Source organism: Pontibacter vulgaris (assembly GCF_022758145.1).
GTDB classification, from domain to species: domain Bacteria; phylum Bacteroidota; class Bacteroidia; order Cytophagales; family Hymenobacteraceae; genus Pontibacter; species Pontibacter vulgaris.
Map to the genome: position 1 here is coordinate 17,869 of NZ_JAJVDH010000001.1, position 16,867 is coordinate 34,735.

Sequence of the window (16,867 nt, forward strand, 5' to 3'; positions counted from 1 at the left end):
ATCCAAGGGTGAAATTCGGGTTTTGATCTAGTAAGCAAGTATGGCTTCTACCTTTTCGCGGAGGCGTTGCTTAGGCAGGAATTCCTGCTCCAGCGGCGGCGCGAAAGGTACGGCAGTATCCAGGCTGGCAACGCGTGCCACCGGACCATCCAGGTACTGGAAGCAATGTTCTGCAATCCAGGCTGCAATTTCGCCCCCAATACCACCGGTTAAGGTATCTTCATGTAATACGATTACGCGGCCTGTTTTAGCTACAGTTTTCTCCACAGCTTCTTTATCCCAAGGCAACAGCGTGCGCAGATCCAGGATATCCATACTTAACTCCGGCATTTCCTGCTGTAGTTGCTTGGCCCAGTGCACCCCCATACCATACGTAATAATAGAAAGGTCTGTACCTTCAGCTGCCAATCTTGCCTTGCCGATTTCCACAGTATAGTAATCATCCGGAATCTCTTGTGAGATAGAACGGTACAGCATTTTGTGCTCGAAGTACATAACGGGGTTCGGGTCTTCGAGGGCTGCATTCAGCAGGCCTTTGGCATCGTATGGAGTTGATGGGTATACTACCTTAAGCCCCGGCGTATGGAAAAACCAAGCCTCGTTGCTTTGCGAATGGAACGGGCCTGCAGCAGAACCGGCACCTGTAGGCATACGCACTACCACATCGGCATTCTGGCCCCAACGGTAATGGCTTTTAGCCAGGTTATTCACGATCTGGCTAAAGCCTGCGCTCACAAAATCTGCAAACTGCATCTCTACCATACTTTTCTTACCCTTAACCGACATGCCCAGGCCTATACCAAGTATAGCCGATTCGCAAAGCGGTGTATTACGCACACGGCCTTTACCAAATGCTTCTACAAAACCTTCTGTTACTTTAAACACACCACCATACTCGGCAATGTCCTGGCCCATCAGCACCAGGTCTGGGTAGCGCTCCATACTTTGGCGAAGCGCATCTGATATGGCATCTACAAATCGTTTCTCGGTTTTGGCTCCCGAAGCAGGCTCTATTACTTTTTGCTCAAATGGCTGGTACATGTCGGCCAGTTCTTCCTGCTGGTCGGCAACCGGCATTGGAGTGGCAAAAGCAGTTTGCAGGCCTTCTTCTATTTCAGCCTTTATCTCTTCTTTTATACTTTCCATGGTCTTTTGCGTCAGCACTAACTCTTCTAAGAGGTACTGTTCAAAAGTTTCCACAGGGTCTTTTTTAGCCCATTTTTCGAAAAGCTCCTGTGGCACATACTTGGTACCACTGGCTTCTTCGTGGCCACGCATCCTGAAGGTAATGGCCTCTATCAGCATTGGGCGCGGGTTCTTGCGCATACTATAAGCAGCCTGGCGCACCGTATCGTATACTTCCAGTATGTTATTACCATCTATCTGCAGGGCATCTATGCCATAAGCAGGGCCTTTATCAATAAAATGGTTGAATTTAAACTGTTCGTTGCTTGGCGTAGATAAACCATAACCGTTGTTCTCGATCATAAAGATCACCGGCAGGTTCCAGACAGCAGCCACATTCAGCGCCTCATGGAAATCGCCTTCGCTGGCACCACCATCACCGCTGTAAACCAACGTTACTTTTTCCTTGTTATCTAACAAATCAGCCAACGCAATACCATCGGCAACAGCCAGTTGCGGGCCCAGGTGCGAGATCATACCTACAATGTGGTGTTCGTTGGAGCCAAAATGGAAAGAGCGGTCGCGGCCTTTTGTAAAGCCGGTCTTCTTGCCCTGAAACTGCGCAAACAGCCTGTCGAGGGGCATGTTACGGCTAGTGAAAACACCCAGGTTGCGGTGCAGGGGCAAAATATACTCGTCTTGCTCCAGTGCCATGGCAGAACCAACAGAGATAGCCTCCTGGCCAATTCCGGAAAACCATTTGCTTACGCGGCCTTGGCGCAGCAGCACCAGCATGCGTTCTTCAATTAAACGTGGCTTCAGAATGCCTCTGTAAAGTGCCAGAAGTTCGTCGTCGGTATATTCTTTGCGGTTAAAGTTCATCTTCGGAAAGCAAATTTTCGTTATAGTTAGGCAAGTTAATGTATTAGCGGTTGCCCTGAAATATCCGGCTAATTTATACTTTTGTTCTTAAAATAGATATTAGACGTAAGACTTTAGCCATTAGACTTTCTTCAGGTTTAAATTGTGCAGTCTAACATCTGGTATCTAATTAGCTAACGTCTTAACAGAATCATGATACAATTTAAAGAGTTTACATTAGAAAACGGCCTGCAGGTTATAGTGCACGAAGATCTTACTTCGCCTATGGCTGTTTTAAATATACTTTACAATGTTGGCTCGCGCGACGAAGACGAAGACCACACAGGTTTTGCCCATCTTTTCGAACACCTGATGTTCAGCGGGTCTAAAAACATACCTGTTTACGATGAGCCATTGCAGCGTGTAGGTGGCGAGAACAATGCCTTCACCAGCCCCGACATTACAAACTATTACCTCTCGTTGCCAGCTCAAAATATCGAAACCGGTTTCTGGCTCGAGTCTGACCGCATGCTGGAACTGGCCTTCAGTGAAAACGGCTTGGAGGTACAGCGCAAAGTGGTAGTAGAGGAGTTTAAGCAGAATTACCTGAACCAGCCTTACGGCGATGTATGGCTGAAGCTGCGCCCCCTGGCATACGAAAACCACCCATATAAATGGGCTACTATTGGCAAAGAGATCTCGCATATCGAAAACGCTGTAATGGATGATGTAAAAGCTTTTTTCAGGAAGCATTACTCACCGGCCAATGCTATACTTGTAGTGGCAGGCAATGTAACGTTTGAGCGTGCAAAAGAACTTACAGAGAAATGGTTCGGCCCTATTCCGTCGGGTGTGAAGTATGAGCGCAACATACCTGCCGAGCCTGCGCAAGCCGGCCCGCGTGTGCTGGAAACTACAGCCGATGTGCCACTTAGTGCCATTTATAAAGCTTACCATATGCCAAGCCGCACGCACCAGGATTACCATGCCGTAGACCTGATCAGCGATATACTGGGCCGTGGAAAATCGAGCAGGTTATACAACAAGCTGGTGAAAGAGCAAAAACTTTTCAACTCAATTACTGCTTCTGTTTCGGGTTCTATAGAGCCGGGCCTTTTGATTATACAAGGCAAACTGCACGAAGGTGCCGACATACACGAAGCCAACGCTGCCATTGAAGCCATTAACCAGGAACTGATGGAGCAACTGGTGGACGAGGAAGAACTGAACAAGGTAAAAAACCAAGCAGAAACCACGATTGTATTCTCCGAAATAGAACTTCTGAACCGTGCTATGAACCTGGCCTACAGCAAACTCCTAGGCGACACAAACCTGGTTAACCTGGAAGGTGAGAAAGTACAGGCTGTTACACCGGCAGATATTCTGCGTTGCGCCAAACAGGTACTAAGCCCGAATAACTGCTCTACATTACTATACCGTGCAGAGAAGAAAGAAGAACCTGTAACAGCTTAGTGAGCTGAAAGTATAAAGTATAAAAAGCGGTTGTAACCACACCGGTTGCAGCCGCTTTTTTGTTTTATGGCAAGCTGATATAAGGATAAGCTCTCCTCTGGAGAGTAGCTAGAAGGTCCTTTGCAAACGGCAAGCTTCAATTTTAACTTCTATGCTTCGAGTCAGCTTTCGCCTCGCCGGCAGGCCTTCCTTTTTTCTTGATAAAAAAGGAAGCAAAAAATCAAGACACTTCGAAACTCGCTGAACGCTCAAACATCGAATCGTCAGTTGGTGCACCTGGCTGAAGCTTTTGCTTCGTAGTTCAAGTATAAACATCCCCTAGCCCCCTTCAAAGGGGGGGTCATACTTTACTAGAGCAATACCTATAGTTTCATAGTTCCAACCTTCGCGCGGACAGGTCACGACCTGTCCCTACAACTGGTTCCAATTACACAGCCGCTAACGAAGAAGTATCCTTTCCAGTCCTTGGGTTGAGCGCCTTGTGAGATTCCGGTGCCGCAGGCATTTCGAGGTACGAGCAAAGGAAGGGAACACAGCGCGATGCCAAAGGACGAGCCCCCGCGGGCTTGGAGCGAGCCAAAGCAAACTATGAAACAATTGGTAAGTAAGACTAAGGAAGAAAGCAAAACTGGAAGTATAGCTTAACAGCACCAAATATAAACCAGCCTTATCTTCACTTCATTCAAACTTTTTCCCCTCAACATTTGTATATACAAAGATACGACTTACATTTGCCACACTTTATGCGCATAGAAGACGAAATAAAACAGAAAGACTTTAAAGACGATTACCGCCGTCTGCTCGTGAACCTGTTGTTTACCAACAACTGGGTAAACCAGCAGCTTTTGCCTTTCTTCAAAAATTTTGGCCTTACGCAACAGCAGCATAATGTTCTAAGTATTCTGCGCGGGCAACATCCGGCTCCGGTTTGCTTCGGCGATATTCAGGAGCGCATGCTGGACCGCAACTCTAACGTTACCCGGCTCATTGATAAGCTGATCGAAAAAAACTACGTTACCCGCGATATCTGCCCATCAAACAGGCGCATGATTGAGGTTCGGATAACACCAACAGGTTTGCAATTATTAGAACAGATAGACGAGGAACTCCCAAAACTATACCAGCGTTTTCATAGCCTCACGAAAGAAGAAGCCGTTATAGTAAGCAATATGCTGGATAAGCTCAGAAGCTGAGCTATTTTTTTACCGTAATATTTGTATACACAAGTAATGTATAAACCTTTAAAATAAACCCGTGAAAGAAATAAAGATAAAAGACGCTTTGATACCTGCTCTTGGGTTTGGCACTTTTCAGTTAGATAGCACACAGGCAAAAACAATGGTGGAAGCAGCTTTACACGAAGGCTACCGCCACATAGATACGGCACAAATTTACCGCAACGAAGAAGCTGTAGGGGAAGCCATAAAAGCATCCGGCGTAGCCCGTGATCAGGTATTTCTGACCACCAAAGTATGGCGTGAAAGCCTGGGCGCAAAAGATTTTCTGCCATCGGTAGAAGAAAGCCTGCGCAAGCTCAAAACCGATCATGTAGACCTGTTGCTTATACATTGGCCAAACGCTGCTGTACCGGTAGCCGAGTATATGGAGCAGTTAATGGAAGCGCAGCAGAAAGGCTACACCAAATTTATTGGCGTAAGTAACCACACCATCGCTCTTCTGGATGAAGTACTGGCAACCGGCGCAGATATTATTACCAACCAGGTAGAGTACCACCCGCTTATCAACCAGACCAAACTTTATACTTACCTGCAGGAGCACAACATTACGCTTACCGCTTACAGCCCGATTGCACAAGGCAAAGTAATTGGTAACCCAACGCTTAAAAGTATAGGCGCTAAGTATGGCAAATCGGAAGTACAGGTAACATTGCGCTGGCTCATGCAGCAGGATAATGTGCTGGCTATTCCGCGCACAACTAAAACAGAAAATCTTATATCAAACCTGCAGATCTTTGACTTCGAGCTTACCCCGGATGAAATGGAAAGTATAAACGGACTTCGCAGAGAGAATCTGCGTGTCATCAATCCGTCTTTCGGGCCGCAATGGGACTAAGTCAATTTTGGATTGCTACATAACTGAACGAGTAAGCAGAAAGTTTAACCCTGAATGGGTCTAAAGCTTATACTTGCTTCATTATTAACAGATTAACAATTAACTATATTATGGCACAACCGCTTTTAAAACCGATAAAATTACACGATTTAGAACTTAAGAACCGCGTGGTAATGGCCCCGATGACACGCAGCCGCGCTGATAACCCGGGCAATGTGGCTACCGACCTGATAGCAACATACTATGCACAACGTGCCGGCGCCGGCCTTATCATTTCAGAAGGCTCGCAGATATCGGAGCAGGCTATAGGTTATATTAATACGCCGGGCATTTACACGCAGGACCAGGTAGCAGGCTGGAGAAAAGTAACCAATGCCGTGCATGCAAAAGGCGGCAAAATATTTCTGCAGTTATGGCACGTTGGCCGTATGTCGCACCCAGATTTCCATAACGGAGAATTGCCGGTTGCCCCATCGCCCATCAACCCGAACGATAAATCATACACACCCCAGGGCTTTAAAGATACCGTTACGCCACGCGAACTCACGCTGGAAGACATCAGCCAGATTGTACAGGACTTTAAGAACGCAGCCAAAAACGCTATAGATGCCGGTTTCGATGGCGTAGAAGTGCATGCCTCCAATGGGTACCTGTTGCACCAGTTCTTTGTATCTACAGCTAACGTTAGAACTGATGAGTACGGCAGAAGTATAGAAAACAGAGCGCGCATACTTTTCGAGGTGCTGGATGCTATAAAACAAGTGGTGCCTGCAGAGCGAGTGGGTGTTCGCCTGAACCCAAGCCTGCACAACTCTTTTGGCATTACGCTAAATGAAGAATCTATCCCAACTTTCGATTATATTGTTGAGAAGCTAAACAACTATAACCTGGCATACCTGCACCTTTCGGAGCCGTTTACAAACGTAAGCGCTGTACCATATGCCGAGCCGCATATTGCCAAACGTTACCGCCCTATTTACAAAGGCAACCTGATCATTAACGCTGGCTTTAAGCAGGAAAGCGGAAACAAGGTAATAGAAGAAGGCGATGCTGATATGGTAGCTTTTGGTGTACCGTTTATCTCGAACCCTGATCTGCCGAAGCGCTTTGAGCTATATGCCGAACTGGCCGAGGCCGACAAGAACACGTTTTATTCCACAGGCCCGGAAGGCTACACCGATTACCCTACCTTAGAAGAAGAGCAGAACGAGGAAGAAGCTCGTGCTTAAACTCCTGTTTATACTTTAAAATGAGCCGGTTGCCTTTGGGTAGCCGGCTTATTTTATTTTATACTTGCCTATACTTGCCAGAACCTGAATGTAGTATAAGAGTATGTTCAATTTGGTTTTGCAAGCGAAGATTAAACTTACTCTAAAGGTATAACATCAAAAAACTGCGCAAGCACTACAACTTTAAGCCAATTTAAATTACATTTACCTTTTATACCTGCTGCGTTCGGGCAGGCTTACTCCCAATATTTCATAGCTTAGATTGATGAAACTGAAGATAAGAACCGGCTTTGGCTACGATGTGCACCAACTGCAGGAAGGGCTGGATTTCTGGCTGGGTGGTATTAAGATTCCGCACACGCACGGTGCCCTGGGCCATTCCGATGCCGATGTACTGATACACGTGATCTGCGATGCACTGCTGGGTGCTGCCAACATGCGCGATATCGGCTACCACTTTTCCGACAGGGATCCCAAGTATAAAGGCATTGACAGCAAAATTCTGCTGAAAGAAGTGATGCATCTGCTCTCTCGCGAAGGCTATGAGATCGGAAACATCGACTCTACTATTTGCCTGCAGGAGCCAAAGATAAACCCGCACATTCCGGCCATGAAAGCTTGCCTGGCCGAAGTTATGGGGATACCGGAACATGATATTTCTATAAAAGCCACCACTACCGAGCACCTAGGCTTTGTGGGCAAAAAAGAAGGCGTGGCTGCATTTGCTACCGTACTGATCCAAAAACTATAACCTTTTAAAACTTACCTCTCACCTTAAACAAAATTATGAAGTACAATCACCTGTATGCGGGAATCGTGCTGGCTGCCCTTTCTGCCGGCTGCGCTAAAACACCTACCGCTTCTGTAAAAGCTCCGATCACGGATGCTGCTCAACTGCAGGCAGCTGCCCCAACGTATGCTGCCACCATTACTGCCGCCGACCTTTCCAAGCACCTCCACATCATCGCTTCGGATGAGTATGAAGGCCGCAACACAGGCGAGAAAGGCCAGAAAATGGCAGCTGAGTACATCTCTAAGCAGTTCCAGGCAGATGGTTTAGCTGGCCCGGTTAAAACTGGCAGCAACCCATACTACCAGACTTTTGACCTTGAAAAAGGCAAGTGGGGGCAAGGCTACATTACAGTTGGCAACAAGAAGTTTATGATGATGCAGGACTTCTTCCCGCTGGGCGCATCTGTTTATGGCACCGAGCAAGGTGTTGAAGCAGTATTTGTAGCTAATGCAGCCAGCGCAGCTAACCAGAACCTGCAGGGCAAAATGATTGTAACGCTGGTAAACTCGCTTACCGACACTGAAAAGGCAATGAACGATATGGGCGAACTGGCTAAAACCAGCGGAGCCGCCAGCGTGTTATACATCCTCAATCCTGCCGACTTTACAACCATGTCTACGCGTTATGCCAACCGTTTAAAGCAGTCATCGGTTTCGCGTAAAAACAATGGAGCCAGCAAGCGCGCAACAAACCTGGTAGCATCTGCTACAGTAGGTGCAGCTATACTTGGTACAACTCCTGAAAAACTTTTTGCAGCAAACACCAAGTCAACTTCTTTTAAACCTGCTGCAGGCGTTAAAATCCTGACAGAGCGTGTTGTTACGCCATTGCCTACCGAAAACGTGCTGGGTTATATCGAAGGATCTGATAAAAAAGATGAAATAGTGGTAGTTAGCGCGCATTACGACCACGTAGGCGTAGACTCAACCCAGGAAGGCGATAAGATATTTAACGGTGCCAATGATGATGGCTCCGGCACAGTAGCTGTACTGGAGCTGGCCCAGGCTTTTGCACAAGCTAAAAAAGATGGTAAAGGCCCACGTCGCAGCATGTTGTTTTTAACTGTAACCGGCGAAGAAAAAGGCCTGCTGGGCTCAGAGTATTATTCTGAAAACCCGATTTTCCCGTTAGCTAACACGGTTGCCGATGTAAACATCGACATGATCGGCCGCATGGACTTTGATTATGAAAAGAACAACGACAGCAACTATATTTATGTGATTGGTGCTGACAAGCTTTCTTCAGAATTGCACAAAATTAACGAAGAGGCAAACCAGAAGTATACTAACCTGAAGCTCGATTACAAGTATAACGACGAGAAAGATCCGAACCGTTTCTACTATCGCTCAGACCATTACAACTTTGCAAAGAAAGGCATTCCGATCATTTTCTACTTTAACGGTGTACACGCAGATTATCACAAGGCATCAGACTCAGTAGATAAGATCATTTTTGAAAGTGCTGAAAAAGTGGCTCGCCTGGCGTTCCACGTGGCATGGGAACTGGCAAACCGCGACAACCGCATTGTAGTAGACAGCAACAAAAAATAAATATACTATAAGGCTACGGCAGCCGTTTACCAGAAATAAAGTATAGCTGTAGTGGCTTTTAGAAAAACACCCTAACTTTAAGGGTGTTTTTCTTTTGAATAGCATCCCCTGAATGCAGCTATAATTCAGGAAATACCGTAGGGTAGTATCGTTATGAGTAAACTAAAACAGTTTCTGCTGGATGCGGAAACGAAAGCATTCGATTTAGGCCACCGCAATACCATTAAGTTCAACATCGGCAAGTATAACGCAGCCGTACAGCGTGGCCTCACCCAGTATACCGATCACGAACTCGCTCGCGAAAGGGCATCTTATATAAAAACAAACACCATCAATAACCTTGATAAGTATCTGATGGAGTTTGAGGCCAATTTTACTGCCCGTGGCGGTAAAGTTATCTGGGCACGCGATGCGCAGGAGGCCCTGAAAGAGATTGGTGAGATCATGAAGCGCAAGCGCGCCCGCTCTATTGTTAAGTCAAAATCGATGACAACAGAAGAGGTGCACCTGAACGATTATCTGGAGAAAAATGGCATTGAAACTGTAGAAACGGATCTGGGTGAGTACATTGTGCAGTTGGCAGAGCAGCGCCCTTACCACATTGTAACACCGGCCATGCACATGTCTAAAAAAGACATTGCCGACCTGTTTGTTGAGAAGCTTAAAATAGCCCCGACCGATAGTGCCGAAGAACTGGTAGGCGTAGCACGCAGGTTGCTCCGCGATAAGTATACATCAGCTGAAGTAGGTATAACCGGTGGCAACTTCCTGATTGCGGATGTTGGCGGTATAGCCGTAACCGAGAACGAAGGTAACGGCCGTTTATCAACCACCTTCCCTAAAACGCATATTGCCATAGTTGGCATCGAGAAAATGATTCCGTCGGTGATGGATCTGGATTTGTTCTGGCCATTGCTTAGCACCAGCGGAACAGGCCAGAACGTTACTATCTATAACACCATTTTTACAGGCCCACGCCAGCCAAAAGAGAAGGACGGACCGGAAGAAATGTATGTGGTACTACTGGATAATGGCCGCACGGAACTGCTGGCACAACCCGAAAAACGCGAGGCACTAAATTGCATCCGTTGTGGCGCGTGTCTTAACATCTGCCCGGTTTACAAAAACATTGGTGGCCATACTTACGAAACTACTTACAGCGGCCCAATTGGTTCGGTTATTACGCCACACTTGAGCGGCATGGCCGAGAACAAGCACCTGAGCTTTGCCAGCTCGTTGTGCGGTGCCTGTACTTCTGTTTGCCCGGTTAAGATCAACATTCATAATCTGCTGTTGCTAAACCGTAAGCAAAGCGTAGATCAGGGTCTGGCCGACAGCCAGGAGAAACTTGCCTTTAAGTACTGGACCAAAGCCATGAAAAGCCGCAAGCTCCTGAACCTGGCACCCGCCGGCATCAAGAACTTTGTGGTAAAACATTTCACGAAAGATACCTGGAGCAAACGCCGCGAACCGGTTCACTTCCCGCCTAAAACGTTTAACCAAATGTGGAAGGAAAGGAAGAAATAGAAGTATGATCCTTCAACTAAAAGCCTGCGTAACTGCAGGCTTTTGCTTTTTATCACAATTTGTCATTTCGAACTATAGTGAGAAATCTGATATAGTTACATAGTTGCTTACTTCTGCTATTGGCAAGCAGGCTATACTTGCATAGTTGACTTCATCCTCAGTCTTACTAGTTTCTTGTTTCATAGTTTGCTATGGCTCGCTCCAAGCCCGCGGGGCCTCGTCCTCGGGCATCGCGCTGTGGCGAGTCCTGCCTTCGGCTCCGCCTGCAGGCTGCCCTTAACGGGCACCGGACACACCAAGGCGCTCAACCCAAGGACTGGAAACAGGTTCGATAGCTGCTGGCTATGCAAAAGAATCAACCCCCCCTTTGATGGGGGCGAAGGGGGATGTTCAAACCGCAGCTATAAAACTTATACTTCAAGTATAACCAAAACCAGTCCCCTCTCCTTGAGGAGAGGGCCAGGGTGAGGTGAAAACAGTACCTACAAAGCAACGGCCTTAGCCAGGTGCACCCATTGACGATTCGATGTTTGAGCGTTCAGCGAGTGGGGGTAGGGGCCCTCGATAAACGAAGTGTCTTGATTTTTTGCTTCCTTTTTTATCAAGAAAAAAGGAAGGCCTGCCGGCGAGGCGAAAGCTGATTCAAAGCAAAACAGTTGAAATCGAAGCTTACCGTTTGCAAAGAGCCATTAGGCAAGGAGAGAACTTGGATGAAGCAAAACAACTATAAAACAAAACGGCCTGCTATACTTTAGCAGACCGTTTATACTACGCTGTTATCCGGATTATCTCCGTTGTCATTATCATCCATAACTTATACTTTAAAACAGTGATGTTGCGAAAGGCTTACGGGAGAAAACTGTTACCTCATCTACATCTTTCAGGCGACAGATAAAGCGGGTCATGCGCTCTACTCCAAAGCCACCGCCAGCTGTTTTTGGCAAGCCGTCTTCTCTGGCAATATCAAGATAGTGCTTAAATACCTTTTCATCGGTGCCCACATCGGCCATACGTTTTCTTATCTGGTGGTATTCGTTTTCGCGCTCGGCTCCTGATAAACCCTCGCCAAATCCTTCCGGCCAGATCAGATCATAGTTCAGGTAAGTACCCGGTTTTGCAGGATCTTCTTTGTCGTAAAACTCGCGTTTGTGGTTTAGCAGCCAGAATGGGGTTTCCGCCTCTTCTGATTTCAGCCGCTCATAATCTGGGCCATAAGCAGCTTCCAGTTTTTCGGTGCGGTAAACAGGCCATTTCTCATACTGTGGCAGCAACTCTCCACGCAACTCCAGTAGTATTTCAGGCAACTCTGCGTTCAGGCGAGCAAAAATAAAGTTTACCAGTTCCTCCATAAACTCCATTACATAGAAGCGGTCTTTGCCTTTAAACTCAAAATCGATTTGTGTGAACTCGAATAAGTGGCGGCCGGTTTCGGCACGGTCAGCAAACTCCAGGCGCACGTTCGGCGACACAATGTAAAGGCTTTTCAACTCCGGGTTCAGCAGGGCCAGTTGCTTATGAAAGATCATCGATTTGGTCAGGCTCCAGGGTTTATCGGCATAGCCGATCGTGGCATCTACCACGCCATGGTTAAGCGGGTCGGTGATGGGCGAGAGCATAAGCGGCATAAGCTGCGTAAGGCCTTTCCGGAACATAAAGTCGTGGGTGGCGCGCACAATGCCCTGCTGCACTTGTAGTACTTTAGGAAGAGAGGCACGCCGCAGGTGGTGCAAAGTTGCATCCAGCACCGTTGGTTCGGCAAGTGTTTTTGATTCCATTTTTTTAAAGATTTTACAATTTATTGAGGATTTATACTTCACAAAAGTAACAGATGTTGCTATTTATTACCAATTTGATAAATAATATTTTTCTCTGTTATTATATTCATAATTTAAAGTATGTATATTTGAAACTTTGATAAAAACAGGAAGTATAGAGGCTTATGAATTACGAAATTGATAAACTGGATAAGCAGATTTTAACGATGCTGATGCAGGACGTAACGCGTCCGTACACTGATATAGCAAAAGAACTGAGCGTTTCGGGCGGCACTATACACGTGCGCATGAAGAAATTAAATGAGCTCGGAGTGGTAAAAGGGTCGCAGTTGCTGGTAAACCCAACAGCCGTGGGCTACGATATATGTGCTTTTATTGGTGTGTTCCTGGAGAAGGGCTCAGAGTATAAAGAGGCGGTAGCACAGATGCGCCAGATACCCGAAATTGTAGAGCTGCATTATACTACCGGCTCTTATAGTATGTTTGCCAAAATAATATGCCGCGATACGCAACACCTGCGCGAAACCCTGAATGAGAAAATGCAAACAATACCGGGTGTGCAGCGCACCGAAACTTTTATCTCGCTGGAGGAAAGTATAAACAGGCAGGTGGCTATAATTTAAAACGCCACCTTACTTAACGGTAAGGCGGCGTTTATACTTTAAGGTTTTATACTTCTTATTTCAACTTTTCTAAAGCGCTGCGCAGTCTTGTTAACGATGCTTCTATGGCCTCTGCTGAAGCGCCCCCAACCGACAGCCTGAACCAGCATACTTCCTTACCAGAACCGAAAGCAGAGAACGGTACCACAGCCAGCTTCGCCTCATGCAGCACATAAAAGGTTATATCCTGGCTTGTCTGTAAAATGGTGCCGTCTGGTGTGGTTTTGCCTGCCAGGTCTAACTTAACCGACAGGTAAATAGCACCCATTGGCTCTATGGCATCTACTGCATAACCTTCTTCTTTCAGCGCTTTAAAACCGTTGTAAAGTATATCGAGGCTGCGCTGTACCTTCGCTTTAAAACCCTGCATAAAAGTATCTATGGCTTCTGGCTTGTTCAGGAAAGAAGCGGTAGCCATTTGCTCGGCTTTTGGAGCCCAGGCGCCTACGTGCCCAAGTATAGCCTTCATTTTATCCATCACTACGGTTGGCCCGAAAGCATAGCCTACGCGTACGCCGGTAGCCGCAAAACACTTAGAAGTACCATCTATGTAAATTACATAATCGCGTAACTCAGGGCGCAGGTTAACCGGGTCGTAATGTTTGTGCTCAGTGCCGAAGGTCAGCATCCAGTAGATCTGGTCGTAAAGTATGTAAAGCGGTTTTTCTCCTGTGGCACGGTTGCGGTTCTCGGCAAGTACCAGGTCGCAGATCTCTTCCAGGTCTTTTTTGGAGAACATGGTGCCGGTTGGGTTTAGCGGCGAGCAAAGTGCCAGCATGGTTGCGCCCTTCAGGTGAGGGGCCACATCGGCCGCGGTTGGCATAAAGTTATTCTCTGGTTTGGTCTCTACCATTACAGGCGTAGCACCAGACAGGTGGCAGTAGTGGTTGTTGTTCCAGGATGGCGTCGGGAAAACTACTTTATCGCCCGGGTCTACTAAAGCCAGGTATGTAGCATAAATTAATGGCCTTGAACCACCGGCCACTAAAATATCTGCGTCAGGGTAAGTTAAGCCCAGGTGCTTTTGCGTGAAGGCTGTTACTGCTTTGCGCAGCTCAGCTACTCCATTTGCTGGCGGGTAGTTGGTGTAGCCCAGGTTATAGGCCTCAGCTATGCCATCGCGCAGCTCTGCCGGAATCGGGAAAATACCAGGGTCAAAATCACCGATGGTGAGGTTACAGATATCTTCGCCACGGGCTATCATTGCATTTACCTCGCCGGCCACCCGTATAATTTCGGAGCCGATTAGGGTTTGTGCCATTCTGGAAACGGTCATACTGCTTCGGTTTTTGGTTTAATAGCAAGTTACGATTTCCGGAAAAGTATAGCCCACATTACCGGCAAAAAACCTGCAAAAGCAAACCGCCCGGGCAAGCTGTTTATACTTATCCGGGCGGTTTTATACTTTATAAATATAGCGCAAGCTTCATCGCTCGTGTTTAGTATAGCGTAGCCTCTGGCCACTACTTAACAGGTATAGTTTATCTAATCTACAACTTTAATAGCCAGAGGTCTCACTATAGAAAATTAAGTGCGAAGACACTCGTAACGTTTATGCTTTTCCAGATTTACCACTTATAGTAGCCATTTTCTTCGCCATCGTTCAAAACTTCCGATGCCGTATTAGGGCTTCTGTTTACCTCCGCCAATTTACGCTCTTTCCAGACTGCAGCCGATTCGCGGGCAACTTCCAGGTGAGCATCAGACTTCAGGCGCTCTTTCTCTTTCTGGGCGGCAACCTCATGCTCGGTACGGGCAGCAAATTTGGCCTCGGCTACTGCATGGTGGGTGTCATACTGTTTCTGGCGCTCTGCCACGCGTTGCATTTCCTGTGTGGTGCGTTCATGCTCCACACCTTTCAGGATATCATCGTAAGGGCCTTTGTTTGAAATCAGCTTTGTAAAGATCGGAGCGGTTTCGAGGCAGATGAAAAGCAGGGTTATAAAGAAAACCGGCAGCCAGGGTAATTTATCCATCGCATCAATACGCGCCATCAGACCATCGTAATTCTGGAAACTGGCCTGCCCTTCGGCTACTACCTTATCCTGGTTCATCATCAGGTCGGCAATACGCTTTTCTTTTACCAGAATCCTGTCTGCAGCACTGGCCTGAAGTAGTTTGAGTTCTTCATCTACTTTATCATACTGGCGCTTCTTTTCTTCGTAAATCGGGCCTTTACCAACTTTACCTGTACCACCCGTGCCATCCGATTCGGCAGCAACGGCTTCATATAGTTTATTACGCTCCAGCATTTTTGCCTCAATTTCTTTCCGGATGCCGGCAATTTCACTCTTTACCGAATCTACTTCAGCAAATTGTTTGCCCACCAACGCTTTGTGCTGAATAGCCAGTTCTGCCTGTTTCTCTTTAAGTATAGCCTGTATCTCTTTGTCAAAAATCTTCAGCTCCAATGGCTTTGAGATAACTACAGCTAAAACCAAAGCCAGCAATATGCGCGGCGTTACCATCAGCAGCTCTTTCCAGAACCTGCCCTCTTTCCGCAACGTGGAAACTATAAATCGATCGAGATTAAAAATAACAGCACCCCACAGCAAACCAAAGGCCGTGGCCATAACTGCTGAATCGAAAACTGTGTAAAGGGCATAGCCACCGGAAATGCTGGCCAGAACGCCTGTAAAGAACACGGTGGCGCCAATACCGGCGTATTTAGTATGTTCCGATCTGGAGCATTTTTCGAGGATAGTGTCATCGGAACCGGCGCACCACCAGAAGAATTTTTGCATTATAATTTTACTGCTTGAGAATGCCTGCAACAGGCCATGATTTGTAATAGTACAAAGGTATTCAGTTTATACTTCACAACAAGCATAAGCAACTAAAAATCAACAGGCTAAATAAATAAATCTGCAATTCAGGTTCGTTAATTCAATGCAGCTTCGGTTACGGCTTCATCCAGCTTTTCGTAGAGCAGCAACGATGCCATAGCGCTTGCCAGAACCATACGGGTATCAGGTGCCAGCTCGGGGTGCATCCATACATTGCCGTTATTTATGACCTGCACTGCCCCAACTATAGCATTGCCATCTTTAAACTCATACCCAATAATATCCGACACAGGCAGATTTTTGCCCTCAAATTTATAGACAGGAGCTATAGTATAGGTAGTAGTGCCGTTAGAAAGCTCTCCTTCAAACTTTTTGCGCTCGAGGTAATGGCGTGGGTCTACAGTTAGCAAATGCCACTGACCGCTTTCCGGCGAGGTAAAATGGCTGGCATAATACTCCATGTTAGGAGCTACTTCAATTGTAACGCCGGTGTTATCTTTAAGCGATTTGTGTTGAAGTTTGCTGGCGCCAAATACATACCATTCGCTACCCTGGCCATTCTGCAGGCTAAACTGGTATTGCTGCCTTGCTTTAATATTGTTGTAGCTAAAGATAGAGAAGCCACCCATGTTGCGCCAGCCGCGGTACACATTCGCCACCGTATACTTGCCGATTGTAAAGCTGCCATTGGGCTTAAAGGTTTTTCGGCCTGCTACAGGCAACACTTCGGCCTGCTGTTTAAAAGAAGACTCAACCGCCATTGGAGGAACTGAACAGGAAGCCAATGCAAGCGCGCCTGCCAGCGAAATTAGTAGTAGGTACTTTTTCATAGTTTTTATAGTTGGTGTTTGATCACTTCTGTAGGCAAAATTATAGATTCCATAGCGCGAGCCTCCTGGCTCGTGTTTCGTATAGGGTGGCCTCTGGCCACTGTAATACAAAAAGCACTATTGTTAATAAGGGCCGGAGGCCCAACTATAGTAAGTCACGAGCGAAGACACTCGCGCCATGAA

General features: G+C 46.8%; 14 protein-coding genes. 8 read left to right on the forward strand and 6 right to left on the reverse strand.

The genetic code is table 11. From position 1 onward, the window contains the following. Positions 1-27: 27 nt before the first annotated feature. Positions 28-2,007: an alpha-ketoacid dehydrogenase subunit alpha/beta gene (locus tag LWP20_RS00080; RefSeq protein ID WP_242926067.1), complete on the reverse strand. Its 1,980-nt coding sequence runs from the start codon at positions 2,005-2,007 to the stop codon at positions 28-30. 192 nt (positions 2,008-2,199) lie between these two features. Between LWP20_RS00080 and LWP20_RS00085 the strand changes: the two genes are divergently transcribed. The 7 genes from LWP20_RS00085 to LWP20_RS00115 all read left to right on the forward strand — a co-directional run bounded on the left by LWP20_RS00085 (position 2,200) and on the right by LWP20_RS00115 (position 10,631). Then, the gene (locus tag LWP20_RS00085) at positions 2,200-3,459 is read left to right on the forward strand and encodes a M16 family metallopeptidase (protein ID WP_242926068.1); all 1,260 of its coding nucleotides are present in this window, start codon (positions 2,200-2,202) and stop codon (positions 3,457-3,459) included. A gap of 743 nt (positions 3,460-4,202) precedes the next feature. Continuing rightward, entirely contained in the window at positions 4,203-4,652 is a 450-nt protein-coding gene (locus tag LWP20_RS00090) for a MarR family winged helix-turn-helix transcriptional regulator (protein WP_242926069.1), read from the forward strand. 61 nt (positions 4,653-4,713) lie between these two features. Beyond that, the gene (locus LWP20_RS00095; protein WP_242926070.1) at positions 4,714-5,532 is read left to right on the forward strand and encodes an aldo/keto reductase; all 819 of its coding nucleotides are present in this window, start codon (positions 4,714-4,716) and stop codon (positions 5,530-5,532) included. 110 nt (positions 5,533-5,642) lie between these two features. After that, the gene (locus tag LWP20_RS00100; protein ID WP_242926071.1) at positions 5,643-6,761 is read left to right on the forward strand and encodes an alkene reductase; all 1,119 of its coding nucleotides are present in this window, start codon (positions 5,643-5,645) and stop codon (positions 6,759-6,761) included. 265 nt (positions 6,762-7,026) lie between these two features. Then, on the forward strand, positions 7,027-7,512 hold the full coding sequence (gene ispF / locus LWP20_RS00105) for a 2-C-methyl-D-erythritol 2,4-cyclodiphosphate synthase (protein ID WP_242926072.1): 486 nt from the start codon (positions 7,027-7,029) through the stop codon (positions 7,510-7,512). A gap of 35 nt (positions 7,513-7,547) precedes the next feature. Continuing rightward, entirely contained in the window at positions 7,548-9,104 is a 1,557-nt protein-coding gene (locus LWP20_RS00110; protein WP_242926073.1) for a M28 family peptidase, read from the forward strand. 153 nt (positions 9,105-9,257) lie between these two features. After that, on the forward strand, positions 9,258-10,631 hold the full coding sequence (locus LWP20_RS00115) for a LutB/LldF family L-lactate oxidation iron-sulfur protein (RefSeq protein ID WP_242926074.1): 1,374 nt from the start codon (positions 9,258-9,260) through the stop codon (positions 10,629-10,631). An 821-nt stretch (positions 10,632-11,452) separates the two neighbouring features. Here LWP20_RS00115 and LWP20_RS00120 read toward each other — a convergent pair. Further along, positions 11,453-12,406 carry an asparagine synthetase A gene (locus tag LWP20_RS00120; RefSeq protein WP_242926075.1) on the reverse strand — a complete coding sequence of 318 codons (954 nt, stop codon included), beginning with the start codon at positions 12,404-12,406 and terminating at the stop codon, positions 11,453-11,455. A 164-nt stretch (positions 12,407-12,570) separates the two neighbouring features. Here LWP20_RS00120 and LWP20_RS00125 point away from each other — a divergent pair, with 164 nt between their 5' ends. Next, positions 12,571-13,029 carry an Lrp/AsnC ligand binding domain-containing protein gene (locus tag LWP20_RS00125; protein WP_242926076.1) on the forward strand — a complete coding sequence of 153 codons (459 nt, stop codon included), beginning with the start codon at positions 12,571-12,573 and terminating at the stop codon, positions 13,027-13,029. A gap of 55 nt (positions 13,030-13,084) precedes the next feature. Here the strand turns inward: LWP20_RS00125 and LWP20_RS00130 are convergent, their stop codons facing one another. From LWP20_RS00130 to LWP20_RS00145, 4 genes are all read right to left on the reverse strand, one after another. Then, positions 13,085-14,344 (reverse strand): pyridoxal phosphate-dependent aminotransferase, encoded by a 1,260-nt coding sequence (locus LWP20_RS00130; RefSeq protein WP_242926077.1) that lies wholly within the window; start codon positions 14,342-14,344, stop codon positions 13,085-13,087. A 29-nt stretch (positions 14,345-14,373) separates the two neighbouring features. Continuing rightward, positions 14,374-14,532 (reverse strand): hypothetical protein, encoded by a 159-nt coding sequence (locus LWP20_RS00135; RefSeq protein WP_242926078.1) that lies wholly within the window; start codon positions 14,530-14,532, stop codon positions 14,374-14,376. Between the two features lie 104 nt (positions 14,533-14,636). Then, a complete protein-coding gene (locus LWP20_RS00140) occupies positions 14,637-15,812 on the reverse strand; it encodes a DUF4407 domain-containing protein (protein ID WP_242926079.1) in 1,176 nt (391 codons plus the stop codon). A gap of 137 nt (positions 15,813-15,949) precedes the next feature. Further along, positions 15,950-16,684, reverse strand: a complete 735-nt coding sequence (locus LWP20_RS00145) for a hypothetical protein (RefSeq protein ID WP_242926080.1) — start codon at positions 16,682-16,684, stop codon at positions 15,950-15,952. Positions 16,685-16,867: the final 183 nt, after the last annotated feature.